The organism is Arthrobacter sp. 4R501 (assembly GCF_002929755.1).
Lineage (GTDB): Bacteria > Actinomycetota > Actinomycetes > Actinomycetales > Micrococcaceae > Arthrobacter.
On record NZ_PJIW01000007.1, the window covers coordinates 36,746 to 55,334 of the forward strand.

Consider the following 18,589-nt stretch of genomic DNA (forward strand, 5'->3'; position numbering starts at 1 on the left):
GTCAGGGCTGTGACGTCCGGGTCAGGATCCAGGTGTTGGTGCCGTCCTGCCGTTCGAAGGTCACGGTGGTGACCAGCGCCTCGATGAGTGCCAGGCCGCGGCCGGACTCCGAATCGTCGTCCGGGGTCCCAGGCTCCAGGGGGCCGAAGGGGGGCTTGGCGAAGAACGCGCTGACCCGGGCCTGCAGAAGGGAAGGCTGGACACTGATGTCCACTCCCAGCTCCACCGGTTTCTGCGCTTTGGCCGGCTGCGCGTGCTGGACGATGTTGGACGCGGACTCGATCACCGCCGTGGTGAACGTCATCTGGTCCATGGCCTGGACGAACGGGGCGTCCGCCCAGAGCTTGTCCAGTTCGTTGTGGACGGAGTCGATGGCCTCGACCGTGGACAGTCCGCGGAAGCTCCGCCGGGCCAGGACCTCAGTCATTGCGGAACGCCTCATCGGCAGAGGCGTAGGAAGTCAGCACCCGGTCCATGCTGGTCAGCTCAAGCACCATTTTCACCTGCGGCTGGACCGCCGCGATGCGCAGGTCCCCGCCGGCCTGTCGGGCGGCCTTGAGGCAGCCGATCAGCGCGCCGAGGCCGGAGGAATCCATAAACGCGGTGTTCTCCAGGTTCACCACGATCCGCGAGGAACCGCCGGCGATCACATCGGTGACGAATTCGCGCAGCTTGGGCGCGGACACCATGTTCAGCCGCCCGTCAGCCTTCACCTCCGCGTACGAATCCTTGACCTCGTAACTAAACTCCATCGGCTTTCCTCTCTCCAGCATCAACGTCCACAGCGGGGAGGTAGCCCTTGTACAAAACAGCCCGGACCAGGATGCTCATGACCACCAGGTCAAAAATAACCCAGCCAACGTTCACCAGCGTGCCAAGCGGCTCGGCCAGTCCCGCGGCCAACCGGATAATCCCGACGACGGAGGCCACCGCCAGCAGCACACTCACCACAATCTGGGGCCGGATGAGGCTCCAGCTGGGGCCGCCGGTCTGGCGGGCTTTGGGGGTGACGGCGAACCCGAGGGGGCGGCCGAACCAGACGTTCCGGGCCGCCGTCGAACACGCCTTGATCCAGGTGGGGAACAGTGCCAGGCTGTACTGCTGGCCGCGCCAGGTGGGGATTCCGCGGCCTGCCACCGCGAACAGCAGCTGGTTGGCGACCATAAACGGAATGAACCGCAGGAAGAAGTCCCAGCTGAGGCTGGACACGGGCAGGACTCCCAGCAGCAGGTAGATGATGGGGGCGGCGAAGTAGATGACCGCCGCATAACCGCTCAGGTAGGTCCACATCGTGGCGAAGTACATCAGCCGCTGGCCGATCTTCAGGCCCTTCTGCACCAGCGGGTTCTCGCGGAGCAGCACCTGCATGGTCCCCTGCGCCCAGCGGAGGCGCTGGGTCAGCATGGTCTTGAGGTCCTCGGGCGCCAAGCCGTAAGCCAGGATCTCGTGGTGGTAGACACTTTCCCAGCCCATGGCATGCATGCGCATGGCCGTGGCCATGTCCTCGGTGACGGAGATGGTGGCCAGCGGCATGACCGGCTGGGCTTCGTCGTTCCGCTCCACGTTCAGGGCATCCAGGACAGCCTGCACGGATTCCAGCGCGCCCAGCGGCGACCAGTCGCGGGCCGACATACGCTGGACGGCATCGTCGGCCACCACCGGGACGCCGGCGTCACCCACGTGGGCGAGTTCCATGGCGGCGATTTCTTCGAGGTCGGCCTGCAGGGCGGTCATGTCGGCCTGGACCAGCGTCTGGACCGCCGCGTCCACGCGGCGGCGGACCCGGTAGGTGATCTCGCTCATGGCCTCGCCGGCCGCCAGCTGTTCCTGGGCTTCGCGGGTGGCGGCCTCCACCGCGTCCAGCACTTCGGCCACGAGCGGGGTGATCACGTCCGCGGACTTGCGCGCCTGGCGGATGGCGGAGCGGGAAGCGGTGAGGGCGCGGCGGATGCTCTTTTCGGTCTCCTTGACGTAGCCCACCAGGCCCAGCTGCATCAGGGCCTCGCGGCGGAGGATGGCGTTGGAGCCGCAGAAGAACGCCGCGTTCCAGCCGTCCTTGCCCTGCTGGATGGGCCCGTAGAACAGGGGCGCCTGGCTGCCGAGGGGATCGTGGGCGGGCACATTGCTGAAGTACTGCGGCGTCTGGACCAGGGCCACCCGGCGGTTGTTGAAGTAGCCCAGGGTTTTTTCCAGGATGTCCGGCTCGGGGATCTGGTCGGCGTCCAGGATCAGCAGGAATTCGCCGTGAGTGACCATCAGGGCGTTGTTCAGGTTGCCCGCTTTGGCGTGGCGCGGCACCTTGGCGGTCCAGTCCTCGCTGCGCGTCACATAACCCAGCCCGTGCTCGTCGGCGAGGGCCTTCAGCTCGGGGCGGGCGCCGTCGTCGAGAATCCACGTGCTGTGCGGGTGCCGGATTTTCTGGGCCGCCAGGGCCGTGGTCATGACCATGTCCAGGTCTTCGTTGTACGTGGTGATGAAGACGTCCACCGTGGCATCGTGGGGCGGCGCCGGTGCTCCCTTGCGGATCTTGAGCTGCCACACGGTCATCCCGAACAGCATCACGTCGACCAGGCTGTAGGTCTCAGCCACCACCAGGGGCACGGCGATCCACCAGGCATCCCAGTTCAGCGACGACGCCCAGCGCCAGCCCACATAGTTCAGGCCGAAGATGACCGTCAGGACCACCACCAGGCGGGTCCAGAAGCGCGTCATGCCGTGGCTGGCTCAGGCAGGCGGCGCACCACCACTACGGTGACGTCATCCTCGGCGGTTTCGGCCGGAGCCAGTGCCATGATGGCGTCGCTGGCGGACTGCGCGGAAACCTGGCCATGGGCTGCGGCGAGCACCGCCTCGGTGAATTGCTCCACCGAGTCAAAAACGTCCAGCACGCCGTCGCTGGCCACCACCAGGGAGTCTCCCGGGGCCAGGCCGACGGCGGACTGCGGCCAGGCGGATCCGGCCCAGGCGCCCACGGGCGGACCGCCGCTGGGAAGACGGTGCGCCGACCCCTCGGCGGTGACATGCAGCGCTAGTCCGTGGCCGGCGTCGACATAGCTGACGACGCCGGATGCCGCGTCCAGGCGGGCGTGGAAGAGGGTGACAAATGAGTTGGAGGAATCCAGGTCCGCCGCGATGGTGGTACTGGCGGAGGCGAAGGCGGCGTCCAGGTCCTGGCGCTGTCCCGTGGACCGCATGACGGCCCGGACGGTGGCCGCGATGAGGGCGGCGCCCATGCCCTTGCCCATGGCATCGGCGAACGTCAGGTGCAGGCCCTCCGGCGTGCGGTACCAATCGTAGAAGTCACCGCCGACGCTGCGGGAGGGGCGGAAGACGCCGGCGACGTCGTACCCGTCCACCCGGACGTCCTCCTGGGGCAGCAGGCTCTGCTGGACCTCGGTGGCGCGCTCCAGCTCGCTCACCACAGCTGTGTCCGCGGCGGACGGCTGCCGGCGGCGGAACAGGGCGTTGATCCTGGATTGGAGTTCGCGCGGGCTGAATGGCTTGCTGATGTAGTCATCGGCGCCGTTGTCCAAGCCCGTGAGCTTGTCCAGTTCGTCGGCACGGGCGGTGAGCATCACGATGAAGGCATCAGAGAATTCACGGAGGAGTTTGCAGACTTCCAGCCCGTCCACGTCCGGGAGGTTCACGTCCAGTGTGATGAGATCCGGCTTGGCGCGGCGGACCTCCTCCACACCGGGCAGGCCGGCTTCAGCGTGGGTGACCTCGAAACCCTGCTTGGTCAGGATCCGGACAAGGAGGCCTCGGATGTCCGGATCGTCCTCAATCACAACGGCACGGCGCGGTTCGGGCTTGGAAGGCATGCCTCTACTTCTACAGTATTAGGGCCCGTGAAGCATGTCATAGACCTGACAACGAGGGTTGCATGTCGGGTGCAGCACCCGACACTCCGGGGCGGTGGGCCCATTGACCGGCTTGGCGTGGCCCAGACTTGCCCGAATACTTGCCCTCCCTTGATGGGACCTTGAGGCTCCTTGGCCACACTCGAAGGACCAGCTTTGAAGGAATGTGCGGATTGCCGGAGGACGGTGCAGGACTCATGGAACCAACGGAATCCGTCAGACTGCCGGGCGGGCTGGGGCACTGGTGGCGGCGGCTCTTGAAGCAGGGCCGCCGCCCGCGCAGCACCGTTCACTACCTGAGCCATTCCTGGAAGCTCCGCTCGCTGTCCCGCTCGCTGGCCCAAGCCCTGGGGGAGTCCTGGGAGGCCTCGAGCTGGCCGGGGGACCGGCTGGAGGTCGGCGTCGAGCTCTCGGAAAAAGTCGAGCAGCTGACCCGCCTCCTCAACCGTGAAACCGAAGTTCACGGCCGCCTGACGGCGCTCGCAAAGTAGCCGTTCCCTGCTGACCTTTTCCGTGCCACACTTTGAGGACAATCAAGTGGCTGGGGGATACCAGGTCAGGAGATTGCCGTGCATTGGTACACAGGGTGGGCTTATCTTTTAGCTGGGCTTCTGACCGTGGACGCGCTGCTGCTGGCCTTGTGGTTCATAGACAACGACTGGCCCAGCAGCTGGCGGAAGAAACCCTGATTTAGCGCAGTCTGCGTCAGCCACATCCAGACGTCGGCGCAACCCTGATCAGCGCAGGTCCAGGCGCATCAAGACGCGCGGGAACCCGTTGAGCACCGAATCCGTATCAGCGGCCTTGACGAACCCGGCCTTCTCAAAGAGTCTGCGTGTGCCCACGTACGCCATGGTGAGGTCCACTTTGCTGCCGCCGTTGTCCACCGGGTACCCCTCAATGGCGGGCGCGCCGTATCCGCGGGCCAGCTCCACGGCACCTTTGAGCAGGTGATGGGAGATCCCTTTGCCGCGGTAACCGGGCCGGACCCGGATGCACCACACGGACCAAACATCGAGGTCGTCCACGTGCGGAATCCTGCGGTTGCGGGCAAAGCTGGTGTCGGCGCGCGGATGGACAGCTGCCCACCCGACTACTACGTCGCCGTCGTACGCCAGAACCCCTGGCGGCGGATCCTGCGCCACCAGCTCCTTCACCAGGTCGCCGCGGGCCGTTCCGCGCAGCCCAAGGTTCTGCTTGGACGGGATGCGGTAGCTCAGGCACCAGCACACGTTGGCATCGGGCCGCTTGGGTCCAACCAGCGTTTTGACGTCTTCGAACAGCGTTCCCGGACGGACTTCGATCGCCATGCCTGACTCCCGATTGGTGGGCTTCCTGTGCCCCGCCAGACTAGACCCCCAAGGACTCCCGGAGGGCTGCCACGTGGCCCTGCGCCTTGACCTGGTACTGGGCCAGCGACACGTTGCCGTCGGGGTCCACCACCACGGTGGAGCGGACGAGGCCTTCGACGATCTCGCCGTCGACCAGCTTCTCGCCCCACGCGCCGTAGGCCAGGGCAACTGCGTGGTCCTCGTCGGAGAGCAGCGGGAAGGTCAGGTTGAAGTCGCCGGTGAAATTAGCCAGCTTCTCCGGGGCGTCGGGGGAGATGCCCAGGACTTCATAACCTGAGCCCTGCAGGGATGAGAGGCTGTCGCGGAAATCGCAGGCCTCGGTGGTACACCCGGGGGTTGCCGCCTCCGGGTAGAAGTACACGATGACGTTCTTGCCGCGGTAGTTGGCCAGTGAGGTTTCCTTGCCGTCGGCGTCCTGCAGCGTGAACTCGGGGGCCTGGGTACCTGGCTGAAGTTTGATGATCAGTTGGGGGCTCATGGCGTTCCTTCGGGAGACTCTGATGGCAAAAGACAGGAAACCAGTGAATCGGCTTTCCAGTTTAATCAACAACTCCGGCGTCATTTGAAGTATTCCGGCTGGTCCGGGGCCGGGACCTGTGCAGGGGGCCCTTTTCGGCCCCGTGAATGTCCGGCGGTCCATTGACTTGAGGCGCCGGATGGATACGGTTAGAGGTACGCACTTCTGGTCTCCGCAGTACGTGATCCGCACTACGTAGCCGCTAGCCGGCATCCACGCACAACCGCTTGGTCCCAGCCCTAAGCGCCCACCGCAAATGATCCCAAGGCTGTTTCCCCATGACCGCAAATTTCATTAGAGCACTGGCCGTAAAATCCCTTGACATCCCGGACAAGAAACGGTGTCCGGACAAGGCCGAGTTCGATCTCGTCACCGTTGACGACTACTCGGTGGCCCGCCTCATCCTCGCTCCAGGCTGGCGCTGGTCCGAGTCCGCCAAGCCCACTGAACTGACAGACTTCTGCGAGCACAACCACCTCGGTTACTGTGTGTCCGGGAGCCTGGAGATTCAAACGTCCGACGGCGTGAGGTCCACCATCCGCGCCCATGACACCTATGCGTTGCCTCCCGGGCACGATGAGTGGGTGGTTGGCTCCGAGCCGTTCGTCGCCATTGAATTCCTGGGTACGGCGTCCTTCGGTCGGCCGCGGAGCAGGGGATCGCACGCGCTGATTTGAGCCTGCTGATTTGAGCCGGAGCTGGCCTGCCGGGGCTTGGGTGGGGCTATACAGCCACGGCAGTTTCCGCGCGCACGAGCCGCTTGTGCACGATCCGCTTAAGCCTGGCCACAACCTCGGCCGGCGGGCAGTCGGCGTCGAGCTGTACGAAAGCCGCGTATTCCGGCATGGCGCGGTAGGCGTCGCGCAAGTCCACCAGATCAGCCAGGGTCTCCGAATCGGTGCCGCGGGCCATAATGCGATCGTGTGCCAACACAGGCTCAACGTCCAGGTGCACCACGGCGTCAGGCACCGGCAGGGACGAAATCAGCCAGGGGAGCAGGCGGCCACGCCGCAGTCCTTTGGCCGCGCGCAGGGCCAGCTGGCAGTGGAGGTGCCGGTCCATCACCACCAGTCCGTCGACGCGGCTTGCCCGGGCATGGGACACCAGCACGTTGGCCACGCGGAGGGTGGTTTCCACGGCGTCGGCCAGGCGGCGGGGCCATCGGATGCCCAGCCGTTCAGCCAGCACGGACATGCTCCGCCTGCCGGCATGGTTGCTGAGTAGCAGGGCGTTTTCGCCGTCAGCCTGGGCCGCATCTACCAAGGCGCGGGCGGCCGTGGATTTTCCCGAGCCGTCGATTCCGGTTAAGACAATAAGCACTTGGCCTCCTTTCGCCAATGGTTTAACGGAAGGGACAGCGTGATCGTCCCATCATGAGGCGGAGGTCACATTAAGCTTACGTCCGGACGGTGCCTGCAACAGGCCGGCGGCCACCACGGGGAATGGGGATATTCGATGCAGTTAGCCCAGCTAGCCGCGATTGCCGCGTGTGTACTTTTGGCCGCGCTCGCGGTTTTTCAGGCCGCCCTGATGGCGGGAGCACCACTGGGACGGTTCGCGTGGGGAGGCCAGCACAACGTCCTGCCCACCAAGCTGCGGATCGGCAGCGCCACCTCGATCATCCTTTACGTCCTCTTCGCCTATGTTGCCCTGTCCAAGGCCGGCATGGCGGCCCCGCTGGTGAACCAAGGCTTCACGGACGTCTTCTGTTGGGTGCTGACGGCCTATTTCGCGGTGGGCATCGTGCTGAACGGCATCTCCCGCAGCAAACCGGAGCGCCTGGTCATGACTCCCACAGTGGTGATCCTGACGGCCCTCTACCTGGCCCTGTCCCTGAACTAAGGTCGGCACGCGGACCGGCCACAGGGACCCGTGCCAGGGGAGCCGGTCTCAGGTGACTCGTATCAGTGCTGTGGTTCGAGGGCGAGCCGCAGCCCGAATCCGATCAGGACGGTGCCGGTGATGCGGTCGATGATCCGGATGCTGCGGGCGCTTTTCAGCCATTTGGAGGCGAAACCTGTTCCGAAAATCAGGAAGGTCAGCCACGCAAGGCCCAGGACGCAGTGGACGCCGGCCAGCAAAATTCCCATCAGCAGCGGAGGTGTCCCTGGCGGGATGAACTGGGGAATCGTGGCGATGTAGAAAACGCCGACCTTCGGATTGAGCAGATTAGTGCCTGTTCCGGTCAGCCAGCCCTGGAACAGTTGATGTCGGGAAGCTGCGGGCACTCCAACCTCGGCATCGGGCGAGTCGGACGACAGGTCCTTGGCCCGGCTCTTCCACAGCAGGGAAGCGCCAAGCCAGACCATGTAGGCGGCACCGGCGATGGTGAGCGCCCGGTAGGCCAGTTCAGATGCTGCCAGCAGCGCCGAGACGCCCACAGCCGCCGCGATTCCCCACACCATCAGTCCGGTGGAGATGCCCAGGGCCGTGGCGAAGGCGAAACTGCGCGTCCTGGCGAGGGACGAACGGAGCACCAGCGCAGTGTCGATGCCCGGAACCAGCGTCAGGAGTCCGGCCACAAGGCCGAACGAGAGCAGTGACTGATAGAGATCCACGAGCCAAGGATAAGCCAACGACGGCGGCCAACCGGCCGCCGTCGAACGTTAACGCGGGAGGCGTCTTAGCTGCAGTGCTTCGTGAAGGCGGCGCCGGCTTCACGGTACTTGGGCTCCAGTTCGGCGAGCTTGGCCTCGTCCGGGGCTTCCTTGGCGGACTCGTCCGTGTACTCGATGATGGATCGGAGCGCAGGCTTGAGGTCATCCGATGCCACAACTTCGGTGGGCCGGATCTGGTTGGAGAGACGCACCAGGCCGGTCTTGCCCACGTTGTTCGCGGGGTTCGCCAGGACAGCCTTGACGCGGTCGCAGGTTTCGGGGGTGGAAAGTTTGGTGGGCGTGGTGCACGCAGAAGCGGACAGTACGAGGCCGGCAGCGATCAGGGCGGTGGCGAGTTTCTTCATGGGTCCCTCAGTAGTTGATTGAGGCTTCGATTGTAAGCAGAGACCGCGGCGCCTTGCCGCTCCGGGGGCTCCGGAGGGCGGAGTGTGACCCGGCAGAGAGGGGGCCCCGGACTCTGGCGGTCCGGTTCTCAGGGTGCATAGACTGGCAGGACAATCGTGCGGGCCTGCCGCAGGTTGGCCCGTGCGGATCACCTAAATTCAAGGAAGAATCATGGCCCGCACAACCCAGAATTCAGGAAAAGTACAGCGCCGTACCGCCATTGGGTTCATTGCACTGATGGGGCTGTTGGCACCTGTCCTCCCGGCCTCGGCGTCGCCGCCGGAAGACTCAGTCATTGTGCTCAAGGGCGCCACCTCCGCCGAGGGGATCGCCGCCGGCAGCGGAACCACCTTCTACGCCGGGGACCTGGCACTTGGAGACATTTACCGCGGCGACATCCGTACAGACAAAGCGCGGTTGTTCATCGACGTATCGGACTTTGATTCGCAGCCCAGGGCCGCCGTCGGTATGAAGGCCGATACCCGCAACGATCTGCTGTTTGTAGCGGGCGGCGCGACCGGCAAGGCCTTCGTCTATGACACTGAATCAGGCGAGCCGGTGGATGATTTCACGCTGGCTCCGGGGTTCATTAATGACGTCGCCCTGACGCGGGACGGCGCCTGGTTCACGAACTCGGCCGCTGGCGAGCTCTACTTCCTCCCCGTGGGCAGGCACGGCGAACTGGGCGATGTTGAGACCCTTCCGCTGTGCGGGCCTGCCGCCGGGCTGACCGGACCCTTCAACCTCAACGGCATTGCTGCCGCCAACGGCGACCGGGTACTGATTGTGGCTCATTCGAACAACAGGGCCCTCTACACCGTCGACCCGGAGACCGGCGACAGCGCCTTGATAGAGGATGTGGATGTACCGAATGTTGACGGCATCCTGGTCCGGGGCCACACAGTCTGGGCGGTGCAGAACTTCCTGAACCAGATCGTCCGGATCGACCTCTCCGACGATCTCTCGTCCGGCGAGATCGAGGACACCATCACCAGCCCCGCTTTCGATGTCCCCACGACGGTGGCGCGCTTCGGGAACACGCTGGCTGCCGTGAATGCGCAGTTCATGCGGCCGACCAGCCCCCACGAAGTGGTGCTGGTGCCGGCGGCCCGCAATTAGGCGAATCACGTAGGGACGGTGCTGCCCCGCTTGAGCGGTCCGGGGCAGCACCGCTCGTGCGGGGCAGGGCAGCTTGTATGGGGCAGGGCAGCTGATGCCGCGTACTGCTGTTGCAACGTACGACGGCGGGCGGCACCTTAGGTTCGACTCCGCCAGTCTGCGCCTCCGCCAGTCAGCGGTCGCCCAGGGTACCGCCGAGCGGCGGGAGGGTGCCGTCGAGCGGCGGGAGGGTGCCGCCGTCGTCCGGTTTCTTGACCTTGCGTTGGGCGGCGCTGCGGATCTCGCCCTCTGCCGAGCCGTCCGACTCGCCCTCAAGATCGACCCTCCCGCCGGTCTGGTCGAACGGGTGCGTGTACCGGTTGTACGCCGACGGCTCGCCCGTGGGGACGGATTCCCGCCAGGCGCCCGTGGCATGGCCCTCGTGTTCGATGAATTCCTTGAACTTCTTCAGGTCGTGCTCCGCCTGGCGGGCCACGACGTGGAGCAGGTCGCCCACCTTCTCCACCATGCCCTCCGGCTGGTACTCCAGCGTGAGGGAGAGCTCGGTCCTGTTGCCGCCGGCGTCGGAGAATTCCACGGCACCGGAGTTCGTGGCCCCTTCGGTGGACGCCCACTCGATCCTGCGGTCCGGGATCTGCTCCACGATGGTGGCTTCCCACTGACGGCGGACCCCGGCGATATGGGCCACCCACTTCAGGCGGTCGGCACTGAGCTGGGTCACGCTCTCCACTCCACCCATGAACTGCGGAAAATCCTCGAACTGGGTCCACTGGTTGTAGGCGGTGCTGACCGGCACGTCAACCACAATCCGCTTCTCGACTTTGCTGCTCACAAGGTCTCCTTTGACTGGAACGGTCTGATGACAAACTGAATACAGTCAGTATGCTTACCTATCGCCGTTGCGGGCAAGGCGTCAGAGGCAAGGCGTCAGCGGCAAGGCTTCAGGGGCGGGGCGAGCCAGAGGGGAGGGAGGCGGCGGTTAGTCGTCGTCAGTGTCGGCGCCTTCGGCGGGTTCCTGGGAGTGCACTCGGATGTCGGTGGGGTCCGCCAACTCGTCCCCTTCGGCCGGAGCCTCGCTGTGGATGCGCTGCGCCACGACTGGTTTTTCCTTCATCTCAACCGCTCCTATGGTGTGTGGAATGTGCCTCAACCATCATTCAGCGCCTCCCGAAGCGGGGTGTCAATATCCATTCCAGCGCTCTGGCCGCGGCACGTGTTCTGTGCTGGACTGGGGACGCACTGTGCCCGCCTCATCCTGTAAAGCTCTACGGCCAGCCGGTTCTGCCGGCTGTTGGGAAGGAACAATCTCACCGAGATCCCTATTGAAGGACCTGCCCCTCTACAGCTACGACTACGACGCCGATTTTCCGCACGGCTATGATGCAGTCCTCCATGCGGAGTGTGCTGAGCTTCCTGGACGCCCCCAATTGAACGCCCCGGAAGCCTACGTCTCGTTCGAACCGGGGCGTCTTCGGCGACGACGGCGAGTTCCGGGATGAAGGCACAGCCAAGTTCCTGCGTCACTACATGGAGGAATATGCCGCGTTCGTGGAGCGCGTGCTGGCAGCGAACGCCCCGGGCCACATCGGTGACCTCGAGCCGGACCCGGAGAAGCTGTCCCGGTAAGTTACGGCGTCAGTCCAGGGGAAGGGTGACCGTCACGGTGGTGCCCTCCCCTGGCTTCGAACAGACGCTGACGGTGCCGCCGGCCTCGTGTACTGCCACGGACATCAGCCGCAGCCCATAGCCGTGGTTCTTGCCGCTTAACGCGAGGTTGCAGTCAAAGCCCGTGCCGTCGTCGGACACTACAAGACGGATGCCGTGGTCAACGGCGGACAACTGGACGGTGAGCGCGGCGGCGTCGGAGTACTTGAAGGCGTTGCTCAGCGCTTCGCGGGCCGATTGGTAGAGGAGGGACGCGCAGTCCGCCGGGATCTCGATGCCCCAGTGCGGAGTATCCCAGCGGACTGCCGTTCCTTGCTGACGGAGGGGTCCGGTCAGCCGGTCAATGCAACCGGCCAGCCCCAAGGTGTGGAAGTCGAGCGGGTGGTGATCAGTGATCAGTCCTCCCACCGCGACGACCTCGTCCAGAGCTGATTCCTTCCCCATGAATCTTCCTGCTTCCCCGCCGTTCTCTTGTGGTGATAAATCCAGCGTGGACCGCGAACTGCATGAGTTGCCAAGGGTTGGCTCAAGGTTGGATCAATTTTTCGGGGAAGATTCCGTGTTGTTTTACCGGTGTCGTCCCAAGGCCGGCAGCCGGACGAGTTTCAACGCCACATCGACGTCGGGGCGGAGGTCGCGGTCCTGGCTGGCCGCCGGTAGCGTGAATCCGGTTTCGAGGGTTCTCCTGAGCAGTGGACTGCTGAACTCGGACGTTTTGCGTCCCTGCATCCGCAGTGCCCGCGCTGAACACACTAATTCAACGGCCGTCACGGTCGCCAGCGCCTGGACGGTAGAGTCCAGCCGGGATGCCGCCAGGCTGGCGAAGCTGGCGTCTTCCTCGGCGCCGCGGGACAGGACCACCGTCTGCAGGCTCGCGGGCTGGGCGTTGGCGCGTACAAGCCCCGCGGCGGCTGCAGCAACGTATTCGAGCATCATGACGCCGGATTGGCCCGAATCGTCGGCTGCCACGAACCGGTTGAGACCCGTGAACGCGGGGTCGCAGAGCAGGTCTATCCGGCGGAGGTTGGTGGCGCAGGCCGTCCCCAGGGCCAAATGCAGTGCGTCTATCCGCCTGGCAAGGGTTGTCATCTGGAAGAGGCCGTGATGGGCCACCCCGTTGGTCCCGTCGGTCTCAGAGCCGAAGACCATCGGGTTCTCGTGGCCGGCAACCACAAGCCGGTTCAGGAGCAATTCAAGCGAGGCAAGCTCCTCCGTGACCGCCCCGAGGACCTGCGGCAAAGTGCGCAGACAGTACGGATCCTGGATCCGGGCGGCCACACCGGTACCGGCCACCAGCCCGTGAAGTGTCGTCGCCATTTCCCCCACGGCAGGCGAATCGGACGCCCGGGCCACCTCAGGGCTGAACGCTTCCGGATTGCCTGACATCGCGGTGAAGGATAGAGCACTCACCAGCGTGAGGTTGTCCATGAGGACGGCAAGTTTCTGATGGCCCAGCACAGCTTGGACAACGGTGAGCGCGCTGGAACTGATGAATGGCAGGGCGTCCTCCGTGCCCCAGCCGTCGAGCGCTTCGGGGATGATGCCGCCGCCCATGGTTGGCCGCTCGCCCAGGAGTGTCAGTGCGGTCCCGGCCAAAGCCGGCAGGTCGGCCGTCCCGATGCCGCCGAATTCCCGCACCTCCGGCAAAGCATCACCGTTCAACATCTCCACGAGCGCTTCTGCTATGGCCGGGTTGATGCCGGAGGCACCTGCCGCCAGTTGGGAGAGCCTGATCACCAGCATCGCCCGCACGGTTTCACGGTCGAGGGCCCGCCCGGCATCCACCGCATGGCTGCGCAGGAGGTTCAGCCCATGCAGGTCCATCCCTGTATCCGTTGGATCCAGGTTGACGGAGCGGTTGGCGCCGACCCCAGTGGAACGCCCATAAACGGGCCGGGCTCGGGCGGTTGCCCGCGCCGACCGCTGGGATGCAACCATCCGTTCAACGGCCGACGGCGCCAGCGTCACCCGGGTGCCCCCGGCAGCCACCTTGGTGATATCGGCCAGACGCAGCCGTGTGCCGTCGATTTGGATCATGGACTGATTCTTTCTCTGGGGCCGGTGGTTGAGCTTGTCGAAACCGGGATTTCGACAACAGTCGCCCAGCCGTACGCGGAACCGCATGCCATGGAGCTTGCCCTGGCCAAGGCTGCTGTTGCCGCCGGGATCCGGCTGACGCTCCTGGACACCCTGTACCTGGCCGGCGGCATTGGCATGCCGCTGAGCCAGGAGCAGGCAAGGTTCGGTGACGCTGACGTACACGCGTGGCTTGACCGGCTGGCCTCCCTTCGGACCCACATCGCCGGGACCTTCCCGCCGGGCATGGTCAGTGTGGGGGCGGCGCTCCATTCCGTCCGAGGGGTACCGAAGGCGGACCTGGCCGTGGTGGCCGAACAGCTGCCGCACGACCTGCCGCTGCACATCCACCTGAGCGAGCAGCCCGCCGAAAACGCGGCGTGCCTGGCAGCGCACAGGCTCACGCCCACAGGACTCCTTGCCCGGCACGGCCTGCTCAGCCGGCGCCTGTCTGCAGTCCATTGCACGCACCTGACGGCTGAAGACATCACCTTGCTCGGAAACGCCGGGGCAACAGTGGTCATCTGTCCCACCACCGAGGCGGACCTGGCCGACGGCATCGGGCCCGCCCGGGCGCTGGCCGACGCCGGGGCCTCGATCGCGCTGGGGACTGACCAGCATGCCGTGATCGACCCCTGGATCGAGATGCGGGCCCTGGAGCACGGGGAACGCCTGGGCTCCGGAGAGCGCGGCCGATTCTCTCCGGAGGAGCTGCTCCACGCCGCCACGGAGGGGGCAGTCCGATCCATGGCCACGCCGGTGGCGCCGGAGGCCTTGCGGGTTGGTGCTGTCTGCGATCTGGTGGCTGTGTCCACCGGTTCGGCACGGACCGCAGGATCGAAGCCGCAGCAGCTCCCGTTGAGCGCCACCGCCGCCGACGTCACATCGGTGGTCATCAACGGGGAATTGGTGGCGTCCGACGGCGTGCATCACCGCCTGGGAGCGCCTGGGAGCCTGCTGACGGCAGCCCTGAAGCACTTCTCCTGACCGGGGACTCCTAGCTGCTCTCGTCCATTGGTTCAGGGGCTCTGGTCACAACGTGGGGGTTCCGTTTGCCGCCGGCATCTGCGGCACTGGTGGGCGCCGCCCGGCCCCGGCAGTCAGTGCCGCGTTTGCCGCTGCGATCAGGAAAATGCCGGCCCACTGCACGATCCCCAGCGCTTCACCCAGAGCCAGCGCCCCGACCAATGCCGCAAAGACGGGGTTGATGCTCATCAGGACACCGAACAGGCTGGTGGGGATGCGGCGCAGGGTGATCACGTCCGCGACGTACGGGACCACGGACGCCAGCACGCCGGCGCCTGCTGCGCAGAGGACGGTGAACGCGTCCGGCGGATGGTTGATGAACGTCACCAGCCCCACGGGGAGGAAGAGCGCGGCGGAGAGGCCGGTTGCGGCGGCCGTCCCCTGGATGCCCGGGATCCGCTTGCCCACGGTCCTGTTCAGGAGAATGTAGGCGGCCCAGCTACAGGCGGCAACCAGCGCCAGGCCGATGCCCACATAGTCCGTGGACGCCTCCGGCTGTGTGATGGCCACAACCCCGGCAGCGGCAAGGAGGGCGCAGGCGGCGCTCACTTTGGTCCGTGAACCGATCAGGGCGAGGGCGAGGGGGCCCAGGAATTCGAGCGTGACCGCGAGGCCCAACCCGATTCGCTCCACGGCCGCGTACAGGGAGAGGTTCATCGTCCCGAACACCAACGCCAGCAGAAGAACGGGCCACCACTGGTGGCGGGTGAAGGAGAAGATGCGTGGCCGGACAACGGGCAGCAGCACCGCCGCAGCAATGAGCTGCCGCGCTGCGACCACGCCCACCGGGCCGATTGCGGGGAAGGCCAGTGAACCGCTGGCCGCACCCAGCTGGTTGGAGAGCGCGCTCGCCACCAGGATGGCGCCAGCCCGGCCTCGGCCGGCAGTTAATGTGTTGTCCATCCTTGGAGTGTGGGGCCGCAACGGGTTCGTCCAAAATGCATAGACAGGCTCTCTTATGCGTCCAGCGTATGAATAGAATGAGCTTATGGACATGGAGCTACGGCACCTGCGGTGCCTCGTTGGGGTGGCCGAAGCGGGCACGTTTACTGACGCCGCCATTGAGCTGGGCATGTCGCAGGCGGCGGTGTCACGCAACATCGCTGCGCTGGAGCGCGCCCTGGGCGTGCGACTCATGCACCGCACCACCAGGAGCATTGAATTCACGGCCGCCGGCGACCGGACCGTCCGGCATGCGCGCCGTGTTCTCTCGATTCTGGAGGCCATCCAGCACGAGGCGGCTGACGGCGGCGGCACAGTCCGGATCGGCTACGCTTGGTCCGCGCTGGGCCGGCACACCACGGAATTCCAGCGCAGGTGGGCGGACACGTTCCCCAACACCGAGCTGCGCCTCATCCGGACCAACACCCCGACGGCGGGACTGGCGGAAGGAAACAGCGACTTCGCCATCCTGCGGCGGGTCCCCGACACGGCGGCCATCAGCCTTGTCCTCATCGGACTGGAGAGCCGCTTCTGCGCCATGGCCGCCGATGACGCGCTTTCAGGCAAGCGAAGCATTACCCTCGCCGAAGCCGCGACCAAACCGATTGCCCTGGACCGGCGCACCGGAAGCACGCGCCTGGACCTGTGGCCGGAAGGACAGCAGCCCCAGCGCACTATCGCCACGGACGACGTCGACGATTGGCTGACCGTGATCGGCAGCGGCAAGGCGCGGGGCATCACTGCGGAATCAACGGCGCATCAGTACCGGCGCAAGGGTGTTGTGTACCGGCACGTGCGTGATGCCGCCCCGGTCCCCGTTTACGTCGCCTGGTCCAAGACCGACCCGCCTGCGGGGACGCAGGGCGTCGTCGAGCTGCTCGCGGCGCTCTATTCCTGACCTCGCGTTTGCTTCCTGACCCGGGCGTTTGCGGGATCCGTTTGTTATCCCCGCAACGGTTCGGCGCCAATCGGGCCGCCGCGGGATCCTTATGCGCCCGGCAGCACCACAATTTAAGGACCAAAAGTCAAGCCCAAAGGAGGGTGTGATGCGCAGTCCGGCCGTGTCAGGCGCGGTAATTCCCACAGCTATTCTGATGGCGCTGCTGCTGGCGGGGTGCGCCCCGCAGCCAGGCCCGACGGCGACGGCAAGTCCCGGCCCCACCGTCACCTCCGCGGCCACCGGAACCACCACTGCCGTGCCGACGACGACAGTCTCGCCGAGCGCCACCGGCGCTGCGCCGGCGTCGGCCGCTTGGTCAAGCTACACCACGGCGGACGGCCAACTGACGTTCGAACACCCGGCCGCGTGGAGCGTCCGGGACCCGGCCGGCGAACTGCCGGAGGGCGGCGGTGCCTTCGCCGAGGTGACCAACCACGCCGGCAAGCCGCTGGCGACGCTCCGGACCAACATGGCCACCGGGTCCACGTGCCTGGAGCGGTTCCCGTACGAGGTGCTGGAGTCTGAAGAATTGCCGGCCCTGACGCAGGGCGGCGAGGCCCCCTGGTTCGTTTTCGAGACCCGCGGCAATGATGCGGCGCCGGGTCCGGCCGACACTCCAGCCGCGGCCTACGGCATCACGTCGGTCCCAGCACCGGACGGCGACTCGGCGTGCGCCATCTTCCACTTCTTCACATGGCCGCCCACCGCCGCCATGTTCGGGGCTTTCTACAACCCCGGGAACAACGTGACGCCGGGGGCCGAGTCCCTGCCGTATCTGGAGCAGGCCAAGAAGTACGCGGAGACCGCGGAGTACCGGGACATCAAGCGGATGATCACCTCGTTGCGGCCCGCTGGTTAGCGGGCAGGCGGCTGGCTCAAGGTTCAAACAAGATTTGTGCGAGCCGGCCATTTTCGACCTATGCGCCCGCGCGAATTCGGTAGATTGATCTCGGTTTCGGTCCCCCCACCGAAGCCCGGAAGCCCCCGCGCTCGAGTCCAACTCGCGTGGGGGCTTCCAACCAGGGGGCCTGCAGCTGGAGCTGCCGCGTCAGAGGTTGGTCATCCGTTCCCCGGCTTCGTTGTAACGGCCACCCTGAACCTGGATTTTTGCGGCGGCGTCTTCGATCTCAGTGAGTTCGCCCGCGGACAGGCTTACGTTGGCGGCGCCGAGGTTCTCGTCCAGCCGGTGCAGCTTCCGGGTGCCGGGGATCGGGACGATCCACGGTTTCTGCGCCAGCAGCCAGGCCAACGCAATCTGGGCCGGAGTGGCGCCCTTGCGCTCCGCGATCCCGGCCAGCAGGTCCACCACGGCACGGTTGTTCTCCCTGGCCTCGGGGGTGAAACGGGGGATGGTGGCGCGGATGTCGTTGCCGGCCTCGAAGGTGGTCGAAGTGTCGATGGTCCCGGTGAGGAAGCCCTTGCCCAGCGGGCTGAAGGGCACAAATCCGATGCCCAGTTCCTCGCAGGTGGCCAGGACGTCCTCTTCGGGGCGCCGCCACCATAGCGAGTATTCGCTCTGGACGGCGGTCACGGGCTGGACCGCGTGGGCCCGGCGGATGGTGCCGGCGGCGGCCTCGGACATGCCGAAATGCTTGACCTTGCCGGCGTCGATCAGTTCTTTGACGGCGCCCGCCACGTCCTCGATAGGGACATCGGGGTCCACCCGGTGCTGGTAATACAGGTCGATGGCGTCAACGCCGAGCCGCTGGAGCGACCCGTCCACCACGTGCTTGATGACGTCGGGACGGCTGGTGACCTTCCCGCTCGCCTTGCGTTGCGTAGGGTCGATGTCCCAGCCGAACTTGGTGGCAATCACCACCTCGTCCCGGTGTGGGGCGAGGGCCTGGCCGACGAGTTCCTCGTTGGCGTAGGGGCCGTAGATCTCTGCCGTATCAAAGAAGGTGACGCCGCGGTCCACCGCCGCGCGGATCAGCGCGATCATTTCCTGCCGATCGGGCCGGTCGCTGTAGCCGCCGCTCATGCTCATGCAGCCCAGCCCGATGGCGGAGACCTCCAGGCCGCTGGTGCCGAGGGTGCGCTTGTCCATATGTCATGCTCCTGGGGTCGAAGGGAGAGGCGGGTCGCACTTT

At 65.9% G+C, this 18,589-nt stretch carries 22 protein-coding genes; 7 read left to right on the forward strand and 15 right to left on the reverse strand.

The annotated features are described in order from the left end of the window. Position 1: 1 nt before the first annotated feature. Genes CXR02_RS08370 through CXR02_RS08385 form a run of 4 tightly spaced genes read right to left on the reverse strand, consistent with a single transcriptional unit; the run spans position 2 to position 3,821 of the window. Positions 2 to 427 (reverse strand): ATP-binding protein, encoded by a 426-nt coding sequence (locus CXR02_RS08370; protein WP_104061560.1) that lies wholly within the window; start codon positions 425 to 427, stop codon positions 2 to 4. After that, positions 420 to 752, reverse strand: coding sequence for an STAS domain-containing protein (locus CXR02_RS08375; RefSeq protein ID WP_104061561.1), 333 nt, complete (start codon positions 750 to 752; stop codon positions 420 to 422). The genes CXR02_RS08370 and CXR02_RS08375 overlap by 8 nt, the downstream gene beginning before the upstream one ends. After that, positions 742 to 2,712: a glycosyltransferase gene (locus CXR02_RS08380; protein ID WP_104061562.1), complete on the reverse strand. Its 1,971-nt coding sequence runs from the start codon at positions 2,710 to 2,712 to the stop codon at positions 742 to 744. Before CXR02_RS08380 ends, CXR02_RS08375 begins: the two co-directional genes overlap by 11 nt. After that, positions 2,709 to 3,821, reverse strand: a complete 1,113-nt coding sequence (locus tag CXR02_RS08385) for a PP2C family protein-serine/threonine phosphatase (protein ID WP_104061563.1) — start codon at positions 3,819 to 3,821, stop codon at positions 2,709 to 2,711. Before CXR02_RS08385 ends, CXR02_RS08380 begins: the two co-directional genes overlap by 4 nt. Positions 3,822 to 4,057: 236 nt before the next feature. Between CXR02_RS08385 and CXR02_RS08390 the strand changes: the two genes are divergently transcribed. Further along, on the forward strand, positions 4,058 to 4,351 hold the full coding sequence (locus CXR02_RS08390; RefSeq protein ID WP_146072494.1) for a hypothetical protein: 294 nt from the start codon (positions 4,058 to 4,060) through the stop codon (positions 4,349 to 4,351). A 246-nt stretch (positions 4,352 to 4,597) separates the two neighbouring features. Here CXR02_RS08390 and CXR02_RS08395 read toward each other — a convergent pair whose 3' ends face one another. Continuing rightward, positions 4,598 to 5,170, reverse strand: a complete 573-nt coding sequence (locus tag CXR02_RS08395) for a GNAT family N-acetyltransferase (protein WP_104061565.1) — start codon at positions 5,168 to 5,170, stop codon at positions 4,598 to 4,600. A gap of 40 nt (positions 5,171 to 5,210) precedes the next feature. Then, the gene (bcp, locus tag CXR02_RS08400) at positions 5,211 to 5,690 is read right to left on the reverse strand and encodes a thioredoxin-dependent thiol peroxidase (RefSeq protein ID WP_104061566.1); all 480 of its coding nucleotides are present in this window, start codon (positions 5,688 to 5,690) and stop codon (positions 5,211 to 5,213) included. Between the two features lie 317 nt (positions 5,691 to 6,007). Between bcp and CXR02_RS08405 the strand changes: the two genes are divergently transcribed. Continuing rightward, on the forward strand, positions 6,008 to 6,406 hold the full coding sequence (locus CXR02_RS08405; protein WP_056341140.1) for a cupin domain-containing protein: 399 nt from the start codon (positions 6,008 to 6,010) through the stop codon (positions 6,404 to 6,406). A gap of 46 nt (positions 6,407 to 6,452) precedes the next feature. On the opposite strand, the gene CXR02_RS08410 is transcribed toward CXR02_RS08405, so the two are convergent. Then, entirely contained in the window at positions 6,453 to 7,049 is a 597-nt protein-coding gene (locus CXR02_RS08410) for an AAA family ATPase (protein WP_104061567.1), read from the reverse strand. Between the two features lie 135 nt (positions 7,050 to 7,184). On the opposite strand from CXR02_RS08410, the gene CXR02_RS08415 reads away from it, so the two are divergent. Beyond that, on the forward strand, positions 7,185 to 7,571 hold the full coding sequence (locus CXR02_RS08415; RefSeq protein ID WP_104061568.1) for a hypothetical protein: 387 nt from the start codon (positions 7,185 to 7,187) through the stop codon (positions 7,569 to 7,571). Positions 7,572 to 7,633: 62 nt separating this feature from the next. Here the strand turns inward: CXR02_RS08415 and CXR02_RS08420 are convergent, their stop codons facing one another. Together CXR02_RS08420 and CXR02_RS08425 are read right to left on the reverse strand one after the other, a co-directional pair. After that, on the reverse strand, positions 7,634 to 8,287 hold the full coding sequence (locus CXR02_RS08420) for a LysE family translocator (protein ID WP_104061569.1): 654 nt from the start codon (positions 8,285 to 8,287) through the stop codon (positions 7,634 to 7,636). 65 nt (positions 8,288 to 8,352) lie between these two features. After that, on the reverse strand, positions 8,353 to 8,691 hold the full coding sequence (locus CXR02_RS08425) for a hypothetical protein (RefSeq protein WP_104061570.1): 339 nt from the start codon (positions 8,689 to 8,691) through the stop codon (positions 8,353 to 8,355). Between the two features lie 211 nt (positions 8,692 to 8,902). Between CXR02_RS08425 and CXR02_RS08430 the strand changes: the two genes are divergently transcribed. Continuing rightward, entirely contained in the window at positions 8,903 to 9,850 is a 948-nt protein-coding gene (locus CXR02_RS08430; RefSeq protein ID WP_258060875.1) for an SMP-30/gluconolactonase/LRE family protein, read from the forward strand. Positions 9,851 to 10,022: 172 nt separating this feature from the next. Here the strand turns inward: CXR02_RS08430 and CXR02_RS08435 are convergent, their stop codons facing one another. From CXR02_RS08435 to CXR02_RS08450, 4 genes are all read right to left on the reverse strand, one after another. Beyond that, complete coding sequence (locus CXR02_RS08435; protein ID WP_104061571.1) at positions 10,023 to 10,682, reverse strand: SRPBCC family protein; 660 nt, start codon at positions 10,680 to 10,682, stop codon at positions 10,023 to 10,025. 147 nt (positions 10,683 to 10,829) lie between these two features. Next, positions 10,830 to 10,964, reverse strand: coding sequence for a hypothetical protein (locus tag CXR02_RS22865; RefSeq protein ID WP_256468737.1), 135 nt, complete (start codon positions 10,962 to 10,964; stop codon positions 10,830 to 10,832). Positions 10,965 to 11,485: 521 nt separating this feature from the next. Next, complete coding sequence (locus tag CXR02_RS08445; protein WP_104061572.1) at positions 11,486 to 11,959, reverse strand: sensor histidine kinase; 474 nt, start codon at positions 11,957 to 11,959, stop codon at positions 11,486 to 11,488. Between the two features lie 123 nt (positions 11,960 to 12,082). Then, positions 12,083 to 13,552 carry an aromatic amino acid lyase gene (locus tag CXR02_RS08450; RefSeq protein WP_104061711.1) on the reverse strand — a complete coding sequence of 490 codons (1,470 nt, stop codon included), beginning with the start codon at positions 13,550 to 13,552 and terminating at the stop codon, positions 12,083 to 12,085. 24 nt (positions 13,553 to 13,576) lie between these two features. Between CXR02_RS08450 and CXR02_RS08455 the strand changes: the two genes are divergently transcribed. Further along, entirely contained in the window at positions 13,577 to 14,578 is a 1,002-nt protein-coding gene (locus CXR02_RS08455; RefSeq protein WP_258060876.1) for a formimidoylglutamate deiminase, read from the forward strand. Positions 14,579 to 14,623: 45 nt separating this feature from the next. Here CXR02_RS08455 and CXR02_RS08460 read toward each other — a convergent pair whose 3' ends face one another. Continuing rightward, positions 14,624 to 15,520, reverse strand: a complete 897-nt coding sequence (locus tag CXR02_RS08460; protein ID WP_104061573.1) for a DMT family transporter — start codon at positions 15,518 to 15,520, stop codon at positions 14,624 to 14,626. A gap of 85 nt (positions 15,521 to 15,605) precedes the next feature. Between CXR02_RS08460 and CXR02_RS08465 the strand changes: the two genes are divergently transcribed. Next, a complete protein-coding gene (locus CXR02_RS08465; RefSeq protein WP_104061574.1) occupies positions 15,606 to 16,457 on the forward strand; it encodes a LysR family transcriptional regulator in 852 nt (283 codons plus the stop codon). A 148-nt stretch (positions 16,458 to 16,605) separates the two neighbouring features. Next, complete coding sequence (locus tag CXR02_RS08470) at positions 16,606 to 17,358, forward strand: hypothetical protein (protein WP_104061575.1); 753 nt, start codon at positions 16,606 to 16,608, stop codon at positions 17,356 to 17,358. A 189-nt stretch (positions 17,359 to 17,547) separates the two neighbouring features. Here CXR02_RS08470 and CXR02_RS08475 read toward each other — a convergent pair whose 3' ends face one another. After that, positions 17,548 to 18,546: an aldo/keto reductase gene (locus CXR02_RS08475; protein ID WP_104061576.1), complete on the reverse strand. Its 999-nt coding sequence runs from the start codon at positions 18,544 to 18,546 to the stop codon at positions 17,548 to 17,550. Positions 18,547 to 18,589 lie beyond the last annotated feature (43 nt).